This is a genomic window from Arminella tubonensis (assembly GCF_003240585.1).
GTDB lineage: Bacteria > Pseudomonadota > Alphaproteobacteria > Rhizobiales > Rhizobiaceae > Rhizobium > Rhizobium tubonense.
This window is the reverse complement of sequence record NZ_PCDP01000039.1, coordinates 25,830-40,873: the sequence shown is the minus strand read 5'-3', so window position 1 is coordinate 40,873 and position 15,044 is coordinate 25,830. Positions and strand designations below refer to the sequence as shown.

Genomic DNA, 15,044 nt, shown 5'->3' with positions numbered 1-15,044 from the left:
CTGTGGCCAACACCATCACGGCTTGCATTTCGGTGAAAACTCACCTCGGAATAGTCGCGACCGTCTCGCTATTTCCGGCTTCTTCCTGTTTTGAAATCGAGTCTCTGACGACGCCGTACTGGCTTCCCCACTGATCCGTCATCGAACAGCGGACGTCCCAGAGATCGGGGAAGAATCGGTATCGAGCGCCTGCTTGCAGCAGATCGACCGGACGGCCCTTTAGCGATTTCGATCCGAGCCCGATCGAGCGGTGGATCAGGTAGAGGTGATTGGCGCGAAACTTCTGGAACAGTTCGTCAAATTCGATCAAGGCTTCGGCAACGACATAGCTGTCGCCGTGGTCATATTTGGCGTCATAGACATCGTCGACCGTCAGGTCGCGTCCGTCGAGATAGGTTGTCTTGAAGGCCTGCCAGAGATCCGGCGGAAGCCGCAGGAGGAACTTAAAGCCGGGCGACTCCTGGCCGCTGCCATTGCCAAGTTGCAGGCGGATCTGCTGGTATTCCTTCGGCGACATGGTTTCAAGCAGGTCGAGCTGCGTCGTCATCATCCGCATCAGCCGGTGTACGCGACCCATCAGCGTTACGATGCGATGCGTGTCGGCCTGTTCGAGGTAGGCAATGACATCCACCAGCGTATAGGCAATGAGCTTCATCCAGAGCTCCTCGACCTGATGCACGATCTGGAACTGCAGCTCATCGGCATTGGCCATCTCGGCCAAGGGCTTCTGGCAGGCTAGCAGCTTGTCGCATTGGAGGTAGACGCCATAGTCGCGCATGTCAGGCGTTTCGATGCGAGCGTAGTAGTCTTCCTTACGCATTTGTCGTTCCCCTTCGGCGCCTCTTCGAGCGCAAGCCTGTTTTCTTGTTGCTGAGGATACGAAATTTCTCGCTGAACATTGTTTCTATTTGTCATGGCAAATGCCATGCTGGGAGCACGAATGGACGCAATTTCTTCGCCGGAGAGAACGATGGCCTTAAGTATGCTCGATCAGAAGATCGTTTCTGCGCTGGAAGCGGACGCGCGTATGTCCTTTGCGGCGCTGGCGGAACTCGTCGGCCTTAGCAAGACGCCGTGCTGGAAACGGGTGAAGGCGCTCGAAGAAGCCGGCATTATCCGCGGGTACAAGACGATGCTTGATCCCGCCCTTCTTGGCTTCGGCCTGGAAGCCTTCGTTCAGGTCTCGATCGACTTCGAGCTTTCCGAAGCATTCGAAGCCGCAGTTCGCCGGCATCCGTTGATCTGGCACTGCCATGCAACGACAGGAGAGGCGGACTATCTTCTCCACATTCTCGCCGCCGACATGGCCGCGCTCGACCGTATCCTGCGTCAAGAACTCTGCCGCCTGCCGGGCGTCAAGAGAACGTCGACCTCGATGTCGACACGTGAAATCAAGTCGGACATTTCCTTTGCTGAAGCGGCGAAGCACGCGCGGGTCGGTGGGGGGTGAGGGATGTTGCGCGGCTTGCGCAATGAGGGTTTGACCTCCCGATCGGTATGTTTTCACTGGAAATCCTTATAACTTACCGATCGGGAAGATGTTTCTTGAACTAAACCGATTCTTCCTGTACGGTAAGTTCACGGGAGGCGCTGAAATGATCAAGTCCGCCGCTGATTTTGGGTCGCTCATTCGTCAGAGACGCAAAGCGCTCGGCTGGACACAGTCAGAGCTGGCTGTCCGCTGCGGCACGGGCGAGCGTTTCATCGTCGATCTAGAGAATGGCAAGCCGACCTGTCACCTTGAAAAATCGCTGATTGCTGCCCGTGTCGTCGGCATCGATCTTGGGGATCTGAAGGCCGGGGTCGGCCCTGCCGACCGGATCGACGACGATCTTGGCTTTCTCCCCAAATTTCCGTAGGCGGGACAAATGACAACGATCTACTACGAGACGTTTCCCGTCGCGCATCTGCAAACGTCTACCGATTTGAGGTTGGAATATGATCCGGCATGGGAAAATCGCCCCGCGGCTTTTCCGGTCTCCCTGTCGATGCCGCTTAAGGCGGGGCCTTTCGATGCATCGCGTATCATGCCGTGGCTTGCAAATCTGCTGCCTGAAACGCACCTGTCCGAAATTGGCCAACGGCTGAAGGTCTCGCCCCAGGATGTCGTCGGCATGCTGAGCCACATCGGACGGGATACCGCGGGCGCCTTTTCCATCGGCGTCCCCCGCAAGACCGGCCTTCACTTGAAAGCGATCCCGGACGACCAGGCCCTGAACCGCATATTGGACGAACTCCCTTCCAAGCCGTTCCTTGTCGGGGAGCGTGGCGTTTCCATGTCGCTTGCAGGGGTTCAGGAGAAATTGCCCGTCTTTGTCGATGGCAAAGGCCGCATGTCAATTCCGCTCGATGGAACGCCGTCGACCCATATCTTAAAACCCGACGCCCGTCGGCTGCCTGCAAGCGTCCAGAATGAGGGGTTCTGTCTAGCGCTGGCGCGTGCCTGCGGACTGGATGCGGCGGCGGCAGTGACCGGTCGCGCAGGTGACCGCACTTATCTTCTCCTCAGCCGCTATGATCGCTTCGTCGATGACAGGCAAGAAGTCCGGCGCCTCCACCAGGAAGACCTCTGCCAGCTTCTCGGCTATTTTCCCTATCAGAAATACGAGCGGTCACAATCAGGCGTCGGGGTTTCCCTGAAGCAGATGTTCGATGCCGTCAGCAACTATGTCTCTCCCGCCGCACGGGTGCCACTGCTCGATGCGGTGATCTTCAATGTCCTGATCTGCAATTCGGACGCGCATGCGAAGAATTATTCGGTGCTGATCGGATCTGGAGGGTCTGCAAAGCTAGCGCCGCTCTATGATCTGATGTGCGCAAACGTCTACCAGAATGTCGATCATCAAATGCCGCAGAACATAGCCGGTAGATATGCGGCAGCGGATCTTCATGCGGATGACTGGGAATCCCTGGCACGAGAGGTTGGGTTGAGCGGAGCATCGACCTTGCGGCGCGTGGCTCAGTTGGCCGGCTCGGTGGAAGAGCATGCTGAGGCCACCGCTGCCTCCGTCAATGCCATGAATGGCGGGCCGCATCAAATGATGTCGGAGATCGTTCACGAGGTCACGAAGCGTTGCCGGAGGATCAGGCGGCAGCTTCAATAGCCGGGCCGCTAGAGCGCCCTTTAGTGCGTAGCTTTCGCCGCACGCATCGAGCCGATTAGCGTGGTCACCAGCTTTTCGCCGACCTCGACGAGCGAGAATGTCTTGCCGGAACGCAGCCATTCGCCGAAAAGCCCGTTGACCGAGCACTGGAAGGCACGGGCTGCGGTGTCGACGGTCCATCCAACTGCCAGCATGTCCTGGCGGGCAGCCAGCCTGATGATATTTTGAAGCTTGCCGTACATTTCCGCATTGGCGGCCACCACGCGCGACGTCGCCTCGGACATGTCCTCGGTAAACTCGCAGCTCAGCGTCATGATCGCGAAAATCCGCTGCTGATGCTCATCCTCAGCCAAAAGACGCAGCACGGACATCGAGCCGGTTTCAATAAGGCCGAGCGGATCGTCGTGGCCATGTTCCAGGGCATCGCTGATGATGGCCTCCTGTGGCAACTTGATTTCCCTGTGCAGGGCGGTCAGCACTTCGGCCTTGTCCTTAAAATGCCAGTAGATCGCGCCGCGTGTCACACCGGCGCGCTTGGCGATTTTGTCCAGGCTCGAGCCGCTGACGCCGTGCTCATAGAAAACTTCCGCGGCTGCGCTCAGCACTTCCTCGCGGGTCTTGGCGGCGTCCTCCTTTGTCCTGCGCATTCGGCTCCTCATCTTTTTTATGATGTCACGACGATTTGATATTTACAATCATTCATGCATGTTTGTATGTTGCGGCGCAATAGAAAATCCATAACCAGCGGTGATTTTTCATGACGGCGCGATTGACCCCTTTCCTATGCAGCAGCCTTGTCACAGCTGCCGTGACAATCTTCTCCGGCTTGCCGGCGTTTGCGCAACAGGCCGGGCAGACGCCTCCACCGCCTCCCGTCACCGTCGTCGACGTCAAGGCGCAGACGGTTCCGTTGAGCTATCAATATGCTGCTCGCATTACAGCGTTTCGACAAGTCGATGTCCGGGCCCGCGTTGGTGGCATCCTGCTGAAGCGGAACTTCATCGAAGGGGCGGAAGTGAAGGCCGGCGACGTTCTCTTCCTGCTCGACCCCGCGACTTATCAGGCGGCCGTGGCGCAATCGAAGGCCCAGCTTCAGCAGGCCGAAGCACAGCTGAGCCAGACGCAACGCGAAGAGAAACGCACCGGCAGCCTGTTCGACCAGAAGGTCGGCAGCGAAAAGGCCCGCGATGACGCAATCTCCGCTCGCGAATTGGCAGAAGCCCAGGTCGCCTCCGCCCGCGCGGCTTTGCAGACCGCACAGCTCAATCTCGACTACACCTCAGTGACGGCGCCGGTCGACGGCATCACCAGCCTAGAACATGTCTCGGAAGGCAGCCTGATCGGCACCAGCGGCGATACCGGCCTGCTGACCAGCATCACGCAGCTCGACCCGGTCTATGTCAACTTTTCCTTCTCCGATATCGAGGCGGCAGAGGTTCGCCGGCTTGTCGACCTGAAGAAGGCCAAGGGCGAGGCTCCGAAGCTCGGCGTGAAGATCTCGTTCGGCGATGGCTCCACCTATAGCCACGACGGCGTCGTCGACTTCACCTCGTCGACCATCGACGTCTCGACAGGAACGCTCCAGGCCCGCGCCGTGGTCGACAATCCCGACCGCCGGCTTCTGCCGGGGCAGTTCGTGCGCGCCACGGTCACCGGCGTGTCGCTCGACAACGCCATCGTCATCCCGGAGGTGGCGCTGATGCAGAGCCCGCAGGGACAGTTCGTCTATACGGTGGACAAGGATAGCAAGGCGCACGTCAACCCGCTGACGCTCGGCCAGAAGGTTGGCGACCAGTGGCTGGTGCTGAGCGGCCTTGCGGCCGGCGACAAATTGATCACCGAAGGCATCATGAAGGTCCGTCCCGGCTCGCCTGTCCAGGCGACGACCGCCACGGGCGAAGCCAACAAGGTGGCGCAGAACTGATGAGCAATAGATTCTTCATCGATCGCCCCGTCTTTGCGGCGGTGATCTCGATCATCATCATGCTTGCCGGCATCATGGCGCTGCGGATATTGCCGATCGCGCAATATCCGGAGCTGACGCCGCCGCAAGTGGTTGTCACCGCCACCTATCCCGGCGCCAGTGCCGAAACCGTTGCGCAAACCGTTGCCTCGCCGCTTGAGCAGCAGATCAACGGCGTCGAAAACATGCTCTACATGCAGTCGACGAACTCCAACAGCGGCGCGATGCAGATCACCGTGACCTTTGCGCTCGGCACCGATCCGGACCAGGCGGCGATCAACGTCAACAATCGCGTCCAGCGCGCCACCTCGACCCTCCCGGAAGACGTCACCCGGCTCGGCGTGGTCGTCACCAAGAGATCGACGTCGATCCTTGGCTTCGTCGCGATGTATTCGGCCGACAACCGCTACGACCGCGCCTATGTCGGCAACTACGCGCTGCTCAACGTCGTCGATGATCTGAAGCGCATCCCCGGCGTCGGAGATGTCAACCTTCTGGGCGACATCGACTATTCGATGCGCATCTGGCTGCGTCCGGACAAGCTGGCGCAATACAACCTCACGCCGAGCGATGTGGCCGCCGCCATCCGCGAGCAGAATTCCCAGTTTGCCGCCGGAAAATTCGGCGATCAGCCCGATAGCAAGGCGCTGCCGTTCACCTATACGGTGACAACGCAGGGACGATTGCCCGACGTCAACGCCTTCGGAGACATCATTCTTCGCGCCGATGCCAATGCGGCGACGTTGCGACTGAAGGATGTCGCGCGCATCGAGCTCGGCACCAAGAGCTATGCCGTCCAGAGCAGCCTCAACGGCACGGCGGCGATCCCGATTGCAGTTTATCTGCAGCCCGGCGCCAATGCGCTGAACACGATGAAGGCGCTGCGTTCACGGCTGGACGAACTGCAGAAGTCCTTCCCGGAAGGCGTCGCCTACCAGATCCCCTACGACACCACGAAGTTCATCCAGGTCTCGATCGATGAGGTCATCCACACCTTCATCGAGGCGATCCTCCTCGTCGTGCTCGTCGTCTTCCTGTTCCTGCAGAACTGGCGTGCAACGCTGATCCCCGTTATCGCCGTTCCGATCTCGATCATCGGCACGTTTGCGGGCATGTATCTGCTCGGCTTCTCCATCAATCTTCTGACGCTGTTCGGGTTGGTGCTTGCCATCGGTATCGTGGTCGACGACGCAATCGTCGTGCTCGAAAACGTCGAGCGATTGATGTCGACGGAGAAACTGCCACCGCGCGAAGCGGCGATCAAAGCGATGAGCGAAGTGACCGGCCCGGTGGTCGCGATCGTCCTCGTGCTCTGCGCCGTGTTCATCCCCGTCTCCTTCATGGGCGGTCTCGCGGGCCAGATGTACAAGCAGTTCGCCGTGACGATCGCCATGTCGGTGATCCTGTCGGGCATCGTCGCGTTGACGCTGACGCCGGCGCTCTGCGCGCTGATCCTGAAGCCGGGTCATCATGAGCCGATCCTGCCGTTCCGCATTTTCAACCGCGGCTTCGAACGGCTGACGCAGGGCTATTCGGCAGGTGTCAGTTTCTTCGTCAAGCGCTTCGTGCTGGGGCTGGTGCTCGTTGCCTGCCTGCTCGGAGCCACCGGCTACCTCTTCTATACCATCCCAGGCTCCCTCGTTCCCGACGAAGACCAGGGCGTGCTGTTCGAGATCGCCATCCTGCCGCCGGCAGCTTCCCTGCCGCGCACGCAAGCGGTTATGGACCAGGCGCTGGTGAACACGAAAAAGCTTCCCGCAGTCGACAACGTCTTTGCCGTCGCCGGCTTCGACCTGCTCTCGGGCGGGTTGAAGAGCAGCGCGGGCGTAGCCTTCGTGACGCTGAAGGACTGGAGCGAGCGCAAGACGCCCGATCTCGACGCCCGCAATCTCGCCGGGCCAATCATCGGCATGAACATGGGGATCAAGGACGCGATGGTGCTCGCCTTCAATCCACCGCCGATCCAGGGTCTGAGCACGACAGGAGGCTTCGAAGTCTACGTGCAGGACCGCACGGGCAAGGGTCTGGCCGGCCTTGCCGAGCAGACGGCCAAGCTGGTGGCCCTGGCTGCCAAGCGGCCGGAACTGACGGCGGTTCGCACCACGCTCGATACCAACGTTCCGCAGTTCCGCGCCGATCTCGACCGCGAGAAGGCAAAGGCCCTCGGCGTGCCGATCAACTCGGTGTTCGACGCGATGCAGGCGACGTTCGGCAGCCTCTACGTCAACGACTTCACACTTTATGGCCGCAACTATCAGGTCAACCTGCAATCCGAGGCGCCTTTCCGGGAATCGCCAGACGATCTCAGGCAGGTGTTCGTGCGTGCCGATGGCGGCAGCCTCATCCCGCTTGACGCGCTTGTGAAGGTTACCCGCATCATCGGACCTGATCAGGTCGAACGTTTCAACGCTTTCAATGCGGCCAAGATCACCGGAAATCCGGCACCGGGCTATACCTCGGGCGATGCGATCAAGGCGATGCAGGAAGTCGCGCAGCAGAACCTGCCCGACGGATTCCAGGTCGCCTGGACCGGCTCGGCCTTCCAGGAACTGGAGACGAGTGGCGCCGGCACGCAGGCGATGATCTTCGGCATCATCATGGTCTTCCTGATCCTGGCGGCCCAATACGAGAAGTGGAGCCTGCCGCTCGCCGTCATCACCGCGATCCCGTTCGCGCTGTTCGGCGCGCTGCTGGCCACCCATCTGCGCGGCCTTACCAATGACGTCTATTTCCAGATCGGCATGGTGACGCTGATCGGGCTTGCGGCGAAGAACGCCATCCTGATCGTCGAGTTCGCGGTGATCAAACGCCACGAGGGCATGAGTGCGGGCCAGGCGGCAATTGAAGCGGCGCGGCTGCGCTTCCGCCCGATCGTCATGACCTCGCTTGCCTTCATCCTCGGTGTCGTACCGCTGGCGACGAGCACCGGCGCGGGTTCGGCCAGTAGACATGCCATCGGCACCGGCGTCATCGGTGGCATGCTGGCGGCAACCTTCATCGCCACCTTCTTCATTCCGATGTTCTACAGGCTGATCGCCTGGAGAGAGCCGAAACCAGCGCCGGGAAGCGAGCAGGCGAGCCAGGGCCAAGTCTCCCCGGAACCGGCCGAGTAGCGCCGCCAGCACTATTCATGACATTGCCAGAACCTCGCTCCATCAGGAGCGGGGTTTTTTGTTGCAGTCGGGCGTCCCGGTGGTTACCCATCTCGGCAACTCGGAAAAAGGGATGTCGGATGCCGCTCTATATCAAGGACGATGCCATCGATCGCCTGGCGCGTCGCTACCAGATGCTGACGCAGGCGTCATCGAAGACTGAAGCGGTTCGCCGCGCATTGCAGCTGGCGCTCGACAAAGAACTCGCCAAGCCTGTGCTCGAAGATATAGCAGTCGCATTTTGCCGCGACTTGAAAAAGAAGGCCGAGCAACGGGTTAGCGCATCTGGCGCAAGTGGCACGCGAGCGGGAGAGGAAAGCTGATGTTCGTCGATGCCTCAGTGATCATTGCGATGATGACCTGCGAGAGCGAGGCTCGTATCTTCGCTCGCCGCATGCATGCCTCGACCGTTCGCATGACCTCACCCATGGCGGTGGCCAAGGCAGCCGTTTCGGTCGGCTCGATTCTCGCCATGCCGATGACCGAAGTCGAGACCGCGATCAAGGCTTTCCTACAGATCATGAACATCCAGCTTCTCGCAGTACCACCACGGGCTGCGTTCCTTGCCGCGGATGCACACCAACGCTTTGGCAAAGGTTACCAAGCCGCCGACCTCGATCTCGACGATTGCATGACCTATGCCTGCGCCAGATACTATCGCCAGCCATTGTTGTTCAAGGGCGGCAACTTGGGCAAAACGGATATCGAGGTTGCCTAGCCGATTGCCTTGCCGCTCTCGGGATCGAAGAGATGTGCGGCATCCTCGTCGAAGAACAAGGCAAGATCCTCGCCACTTGATATGCTGGAGCGTGGCGGCAGGCAGGCCATCAGCCGCTGCTCGCCGATCATCGCCGTGACCACCAGCTCCGGACCGGTCAATTCAGCGACTTCGGCGCGGCTTGGCAGCGAAAAGCTCACCTCGTCGCGGAAGAGATTGAGCGCCTCCGGTCGAATCCCGAGTATGAGGCGCTGCCCGTCCTGGGCAAGGCCGCGAAAGCGGGAGGGAAGCGGCACCACTGCGTCCGAGCCGGCTATGACAAGCGTTCCGCCGCGGACGGTCACGTTGAGCATGTTCATCGGCGGAGCCCCGACGAAGCCGGCGACATAGAGGGTAGCCGGGCGGTCGTAGATCTCCTCAGGCGTGCCCAGCTGCTCGATCCGACCATCGCGCATGACGGCGATGCGGGTGGCGAGCGTCATCGCTTCGATCTGGTCGTGGGTAACGTAGACCACCGTCGTCTTCAGCATCTGGTGCAGCCGTTTCAGCTCGGTCCGCGTTTCCATGCGCAATTTGGCGTCGAGATTGGAGAGAGGCTCGTCGAAGAGGAACACTTCCGGTTTGCGCACCAGCGCCCTGCCGATGGCGACGCGCTGGCGTTGTCCGCCGGAGAGCTGGCCGGGCTTGCGGTCCAGAAGGTTCTCGATCTTCAACAGCTTGGCCGCATCGAGCACCGCCTTGTCACGCACGTCTGCCGGAACCTTGCGCATCTCGAGGCCAAAGCCGATGTTGCGGTGCACCGTCAAGTTTGGATAGAGTGCATAGGACTGAAAGACCATGGCGATATCGCGATCCTTCGGATGAACGCCGATCACGGATTTTCCGGCGATCAGGATATCGCCGCCGGAAGCCTCGGCAAGGCCGGCAATGATGTTCAGCAGCGTGGATTTTCCGCACCCGGACGGCCCGAGCAGCACGAGGAACTCGCCGCTTTCCAGCGCGATATCGATGCCCTTCAACGTCACGACGTCGCCATAGCTCTTGTGGATGTTGCGGATTTCGAGCGCGCTCATCGCATAGACTCCTCGGCGTCGGTTTGCATGGGCCTGCCATAGCTACGGGGCAGGGTGGAGATCGCCTTCGAAGCGACAGTGGTGCCTGCTTCGAGGCAGACGCGCAGGGGCTTGCCGGCGGCGAGCGCCGCAAGGAAGGCGGCATTGAAGACATCGCCGGCGCCAATAGTGTCGACGACGTTGACGAGAGGGGCGGAAACTGAGACGAGCGTGCCGTCGGCATCGATTGCGATTGCGCCGTCGGGTCCGCGCTTGACGACGACGATGGCTCCGTCAGGCATATGCGTGCGCAGGTCGCGGGCAGCCTCAGCGCAATCGGACATGCCGGCAAGCGTCGTCGTCTCGATCTCGTTCATCAACGCGCAGCCGCAGCGGGTCAGCCAGCGGCGGGTCGACAGGCGATTTTCCTCGGTCCAGCCGTCCAGCGGCCAGCCGGTGTCGAGCACGGTGGTGATGCCATGGCTGTCTGCCCAATCGAACAGCGCGGGGTAATCCACCGTCAGATCGGTTGTCAGGAACGAGCCGCAGAGCAGCACGTAACCGCCAGTCAGCCGCCCGCCGTCGAGCACCGACAGGACGTCGCTGAGAGAATAGCGGGGCAGGTGGCCGCGCGTGGTAAAGAAGGTGCGCTCGCCGTCCGGATGGGTGATGCCGACCGAGAGCGTCGTGCCTTCGGGACGAACCGGCCATTTCTGCGCCTTTTCGCCGAATGTCTCACGCAACCAGCGTCCGAATTCGTCGGAGCCGACATTGGCGGCGATTTCGAAGTCGACGCCGAGGGCTGCCCAGGCGAGCGCGCTGTTGCCGGCGGCACCGCCGACCCTGAGCTCGTCATGATCGACGATAATTTCGGTTCCGGCCTTGGGCCAGGGCTCCGCCGGCCCGAGGATCAGGTCGACATTGACGTTGCCGATGACTGCAAGCGGACGCATCATTCGCTCCGGGTGATCTTGGTCGAACGAACCGGCGTCCCGGCATTCTCGACGCGGGCATCGGCGAAGGCGATCATGAAACGCTGGGCTACCGGCAGCATCGCAAAGATCGCGGCCATACCTGCCGCCGGCTTGAAGCGGATCGTCGTCGTGCCCGCTACCGGCTGCTCTCCCGAGGAATCGAAGACCACGACCGGCGCGCCGGCTTCGACAGCGGAGACCGCCATGACGGTGACGAGAGCGGCGGTCGCGTCCTGCGCACGGAACAGCACGACGCCGATCTCAGGCCCGAGCATTTCCATCGGCCCGTGGCGCAGTTGTCCGCCTTCAAGCGAGAAACAGGGCCGGCGCGAGAGTTCGGTCAGGCCAAGGGCAAGGGCTTCGGCAAGACCCTGGAGACGGCGGCCTGAGGTGACCACCGTTGCAACCTTCGCGAAGGCCGCCAGCGCTTCATCGATGTCATTGGCTTCCGGTGCGTTGAGTGCGCCGAGCGCTGCGGTCGGGTCTTCTCCGAGCGCTGCGAGGATGGCGAGATGCAGGGCGAAGGAGACGGTCAGGCTTCGGGTCGCTGCAAACGCAAGCTCTGTACCGCCGGCGCCAATAAGCGAGGGGGCTGCCTTGGCGAGCGACGAGCCAGCCTCGAGCGTCAGGCCGAATGTGTCGGGGGTTCCTGCCGTTTCGGCAAACCAGCGCAGAACCTCGGCACTTTCGCCCGATTGCGAGGTCACCAGGACGGTGCGCCCACCTAGCGGCAGCGGTTGGCCGAGTTGCTCGGAGAGCGTGACGGCAATCGTCTCTATGCCGAGCGCGCGGTACAACGGTTCGACGGCGCGGCTGACGGCATGCGATCCGCCCATTCCAAGCAAAAGCAGGCGGCCGGTCGATCTGAGCGAGGCCGCAACCTTTGCAGCCATATCTGCGGCACCTTCGTAGGAGGCGATGGCGTCAGCATGCTGGCGGGCCATTTCGCGGTCGATTGCCTGTAGCCCGACTGGGCGATTATCTCTCGAGTTCATGGTCATCCTTTGACGCCGCCGCTGGTCAGCCCTGAAATCAGGGCGCGTTGCATGAGGAGACCGATCACCACGGGCGGCAGGGCGGCGAGCACGCCGGCGGCAGCGATCAGTCCATAATCGGAAACCCGGCCGCCGGCGAGATCGGCGATGGCGACGGTGAGGGTCTTGGCGCGCTGGTCGGAGGTGAAAAGCAGCGCGTAGAAGAATTCATCCCAGGCAAGCAGGAAGGCAAAGAGCGCCGATGTCGCCATGACGGGTGCTGCGAGCGGCAGGGTAATGATACGGAGCGTCGCGAACAATCCGGCGCCGTCCATCATCGCCGCCTGTTCGATCTCGCGCGGAATGGAATCGAACCCGGATTTCATGAGCCATGTCGTGAACGGGGCGAGGATGGTGAGGTAGACCAGCGCCAGTCCGAAAACGTTGTTGAGCAGGCCGAGATAGGCAAGCCCCATGTAGAGCGGAACGGCCAGCGCCACCGGCGGCAGCATATAGGTGGCGATCACCATGTAGAGCGACCATCCGACCGCCGGCGTTCGGGAGACGGCCCAGGCGGAGGGGACAGCCAGGGCCAGCGCCACGATCGTGGCCATGCCGGCAACCTCGATACTGTTGACCAGCGACGAGGTAAATGCAGCGCCGGCGCTGTTCTCTACCATGGAGAGCAGCACGCCGTAGCGGGAGAAATCCATCGACTGCGGCCACCAGTGCAGCGGTTTGGCCGCAAGGTCCGCCGGCGGCGAAATGCTCATGACGAACAACCAGAGGAGCGGTGCCAAGATGACGGCCGCAAGCAGCAGGGCGGAGATATAGATGAAGGCGGAGAAAACGGGGCTCTTGCGTTCCATCAGGCGGCGCTCCCCGCTGTCTTGCGCACGAGGCCTGCATAGGCGGCCGCAAGCACGCTGACCAGCAGCGTCACCATCAGCGCCAGCGACGCGCCGGAACCCGCCCGCTGGAATGAGAAGGCCTCCTGATAGACGAGGATCGACAGCGAGCGCGTGCTGTTGGCCGGCCCACCGCGTGTCATGACCCAGATGATGTCGAAGACCTTGAAAGCCTCGATGGTCCGCAGCACCAGCGCCACCATCAGCGGGCCGGCGAGATAGGGCAGGATGACGAAGCGAAAGCGGTTGAACGGTCCGGCGCCGTCGACCAGCGAAGCGGCAGTAATATCGCGCGGAACCGCCTGCAGCGCAGCCAGCGCAATCAGGGCAACCAGCGGAAAGTTCTTCCAGCAATCGGCAACGATGAGCGATATGAGCGCGGTACCCGGTTCGCCGAGCCAGGAGCGATAGGCGTCGATCAGGCCGAGTTGCGTCAGCGCCGCGTTTAGCGCTCCATATTCCGGATTGTAGATCAGCCGCCACAGCGTGGCGTTGACGACGGTCGGCAGCGCCCATGGCAGGATCATCAGCGCGCGCAGCACGGTTCGGCCGCGAAATTCCTGGTTGAGAAGCAATGCCGCCAACACGCCGATCACCATCTCGGCCGCGACCGAGACGACCGCAAATTCGGTCGTCGTCACCAGCGTTCGCTGGAAGGCGGCGCTTGAGATCATCTTCACGTAGTTGTCGATGCCGACGAAGGTGCCAGCGGTGCCAACCAATTTCGCATCGGTGAACGATAGGCCGACTGTGTCGATGAGCGGCCAGCCTATGACGGCGATCATAACCGCAAGCAGCGGCAGCATCAGGAGCCACGCGCGGGTTGTCATCCAGGTGCCGGACATGGGGCAGCCCTTTTCAAGCGTCGGAATTGCGATAGGGATCGGGCGGCGGTTAGGCTCGCCGCCCGGGGACCGGCGATCAGAGGCCGCTGTTCTGAGCGGCGGTCTTCAGGGCGTCTTCAGGAGAAGACTGGCCAAGAAGCGCTTCCTGGATTGCCTGCTGCAGGGCTGTCGAAAGCTCCTGGTACTTCGGCGTTGTCGGCCGTGGGAACATGGCGGCAAGCGAGTGCTTGGCAGCCCCGATCAGTTCTTCCTGATCCTTGGTCACCGCCGGGTCGTCGTAGGAGGTCGCCCAGATCGGCAGGCTTAGCTTGGCATACTGGTTCTGCACCGCCTGCGAGGTCATGAAGGTGATGTACTTCCAGGCTTCGTCCTGATGCTTGCTGGTTGCGGTAATGCCGAGGCCCATGGACCCGTTGACAGCGGAAAGCTGGCTTTTGCCCGCAACGCCGGGCGCAGGCACGACGCCAACCTTGCCCGCGACCTTGCTCTCCTTCGGGTCGTTGGCGAGATTGTACATGTAGGTCCAGTTCAGCGCGAAAGCAGCATCGCCGTTTTCAAACACCTTGCGGACGTCCTCTTCCAGGAATTCCTTGGAGTTCGGGTTGGTGAGGCCCGAGGAATAGCTTGAAACCATGTACTTCAGCGCATCGAGACCGCCGCCGGTCTGGAATGACGGCTTGCCATTGTCGAGGAACTTGCCACCATAGGCGCTGACCAGCGTGGCATAGTCGCAGATCGCAGCTTCTGCCTGCGACCAGCTCCAGGCGATCGGGGTGGCGAGCAGGCCCTTGTCCTTGATGATCTTGGCATCGGCCGCCAGCTCGTCCCAGGTCTTTGGAGGCGTCGCGATGCCTGCCTTCTGAAGGATGTCCTTGTTATAGAACAAATATTTGGTGTCGAGAATCCAAGGCATGCCATAATATTTGCTGTCGTACTGCACCGTCGTCCAGGCGCCGGGCATGACGCCCTTTTTCATGTCGTCGGTAACACGGCCTGAGACATCGACCAGCACTTTGTTCGTTGCGTATTCGGCCGGCCAGATAACGTCGAACAGCGCGACGTCGTAGCCGCCGCCGGAGCCCTGCGCCAGCACGGTCTTGTCGTGCAGGCCTTCGTAGGGCACGAATTCGAGATTGACCTTAATGTCGGGGTTCGCCTTGGTGAAGGCGTCGGTCATGGCGCGAACGTCGGCCTCGCTATAGGCCGCCTGTGCCATGAACAATGCGTTGAGCGTCGTTTCCGCGTGCGCCTGCGCCGCGAAGGACATCCCGAGAAAACCTGCTCCGATAAGATTGGCGCTGAGAAGCGCTATGCGCGTGGACTTCAACATTTCTTGCCTCCAGTGACTGACAGT

15 protein-coding genes are annotated in these 15,044 nt (G+C 61.3%); 7 read left to right on the top strand and 8 right to left on the bottom strand.

Annotated elements, in window-relative coordinates:
* Positions 1 to 40 precede the first annotated feature (40 nt).
* Positions 41 to 820 carry a tryptophan 2,3-dioxygenase family protein gene (locus tag CPY51_RS19960; protein ID WP_111161989.1) on the bottom strand — a complete coding sequence of 260 codons (780 nt, stop codon included), beginning with the start codon at positions 818 to 820 and terminating at the stop codon, positions 41 to 43.
* Positions 821 to 970: 150 nt separating this feature from the next.
* Here CPY51_RS19960 and CPY51_RS19955 point away from each other — a divergent pair, with 150 nt between their 5' ends.
* The 3 genes from CPY51_RS19955 (at position 971) to CPY51_RS19945 (ending at position 3,104) form a co-directional block, all read left to right on the top strand.
* The gene (locus CPY51_RS19955; protein WP_111161988.1) at positions 971 to 1,450 is read left to right on the top strand and encodes an Lrp/AsnC family transcriptional regulator; all 480 of its coding nucleotides are present in this window, start codon (positions 971 to 973) and stop codon (positions 1,448 to 1,450) included.
* A 145-nt stretch (positions 1,451 to 1,595) separates the two neighbouring features.
* Positions 1,596 to 1,859, top strand: coding sequence for a helix-turn-helix transcriptional regulator (locus CPY51_RS19950; RefSeq protein ID WP_111162062.1), 264 nt, complete (start codon positions 1,596 to 1,598; stop codon positions 1,857 to 1,859).
* 9 nt (positions 1,860 to 1,868) lie between these two features.
* Positions 1,869 to 3,104, top strand: coding sequence for a type II toxin-antitoxin system HipA family toxin (locus CPY51_RS19945; RefSeq protein WP_111161987.1), 1,236 nt, complete (start codon positions 1,869 to 1,871; stop codon positions 3,102 to 3,104).
* A 20-nt stretch (positions 3,105 to 3,124) separates the two neighbouring features.
* Here CPY51_RS19945 and CPY51_RS19940 read toward each other — a convergent pair whose 3' ends face one another.
* Positions 3,125 to 3,751: a TetR family transcriptional regulator gene (locus CPY51_RS19940; RefSeq protein ID WP_111161986.1), complete on the bottom strand. Its 627-nt coding sequence runs from the start codon at positions 3,749 to 3,751 to the stop codon at positions 3,125 to 3,127.
* 110 nt (positions 3,752 to 3,861) lie between these two features.
* On the opposite strand from CPY51_RS19940, the gene CPY51_RS19935 reads away from it, so the two are divergent.
* From CPY51_RS19935 to CPY51_RS19920, 4 genes are all read left to right on the top strand, one after another.
* A complete protein-coding gene (locus tag CPY51_RS19935; protein WP_111161985.1) occupies positions 3,862 to 5,028 on the top strand; it encodes an efflux RND transporter periplasmic adaptor subunit in 1,167 nt (388 codons plus the stop codon).
* Positions 5,028 to 8,180, top strand: coding sequence for an efflux RND transporter permease subunit (locus tag CPY51_RS19930; protein ID WP_111161984.1), 3,153 nt, complete (start codon positions 5,028 to 5,030; stop codon positions 8,178 to 8,180). The genes CPY51_RS19935 and CPY51_RS19930 overlap by 1 nt, the downstream gene beginning before the upstream one ends.
* A 119-nt stretch (positions 8,181 to 8,299) precedes the next feature.
* Positions 8,300 to 8,542: a type II toxin-antitoxin system VapB family antitoxin gene (locus tag CPY51_RS19925; RefSeq protein WP_111161983.1), complete on the top strand. Its 243-nt coding sequence runs from the start codon at positions 8,300 to 8,302 to the stop codon at positions 8,540 to 8,542.
* Positions 8,542 to 8,937 carry a type II toxin-antitoxin system VapC family toxin gene (locus CPY51_RS19920; protein ID WP_111161982.1) on the top strand — a complete coding sequence of 132 codons (396 nt, stop codon included), beginning with the start codon at positions 8,542 to 8,544 and terminating at the stop codon, positions 8,935 to 8,937. Before CPY51_RS19925 ends, CPY51_RS19920 begins: the two co-directional genes overlap by 1 nt.
* Here the strand turns inward: CPY51_RS19920 and CPY51_RS19915 are convergent.
* From CPY51_RS19915 to CPY51_RS19890, 6 genes are all read right to left on the bottom strand, one after another.
* Positions 8,934 to 10,010, bottom strand: coding sequence for an ABC transporter ATP-binding protein (locus tag CPY51_RS19915; RefSeq protein WP_111161981.1), 1,077 nt, complete (start codon positions 10,008 to 10,010; stop codon positions 8,934 to 8,936). The genes CPY51_RS19920 and CPY51_RS19915 overlap by 4 nt on opposite strands.
* Positions 10,007 to 10,942, bottom strand: a complete 936-nt coding sequence (locus CPY51_RS19910; RefSeq protein WP_111161980.1) for a PfkB family carbohydrate kinase — start codon at positions 10,940 to 10,942, stop codon at positions 10,007 to 10,009. Before CPY51_RS19910 ends, CPY51_RS19915 begins: the two co-directional genes overlap by 4 nt.
* On the bottom strand, positions 10,942 to 11,958 hold the full coding sequence (locus tag CPY51_RS19905) for an SIS domain-containing protein (protein ID WP_420820723.1): 1,017 nt from the start codon (positions 11,956 to 11,958) through the stop codon (positions 10,942 to 10,944). Before CPY51_RS19905 ends, CPY51_RS19910 begins: the two co-directional genes overlap by 1 nt.
* A 2-nt stretch (positions 11,959 to 11,960) precedes the next feature.
* Positions 11,961 to 12,806, bottom strand: a complete 846-nt coding sequence (locus tag CPY51_RS19900) for a carbohydrate ABC transporter permease (protein WP_111161978.1) — start codon at positions 12,804 to 12,806, stop codon at positions 11,961 to 11,963.
* Entirely contained in the window at positions 12,806 to 13,690 is an 885-nt protein-coding gene (locus CPY51_RS19895) for a carbohydrate ABC transporter permease (protein WP_111161977.1), read from the bottom strand. Before CPY51_RS19895 ends, CPY51_RS19900 begins: the two co-directional genes overlap by 1 nt.
* A gap of 76 nt (positions 13,691 to 13,766) precedes the next feature.
* Entirely contained in the window at positions 13,767 to 15,020 is a 1,254-nt protein-coding gene (locus tag CPY51_RS19890) for an extracellular solute-binding protein (protein ID WP_111161976.1), read from the bottom strand.
* Positions 15,021 to 15,044: the final 24 nt, after the last annotated feature.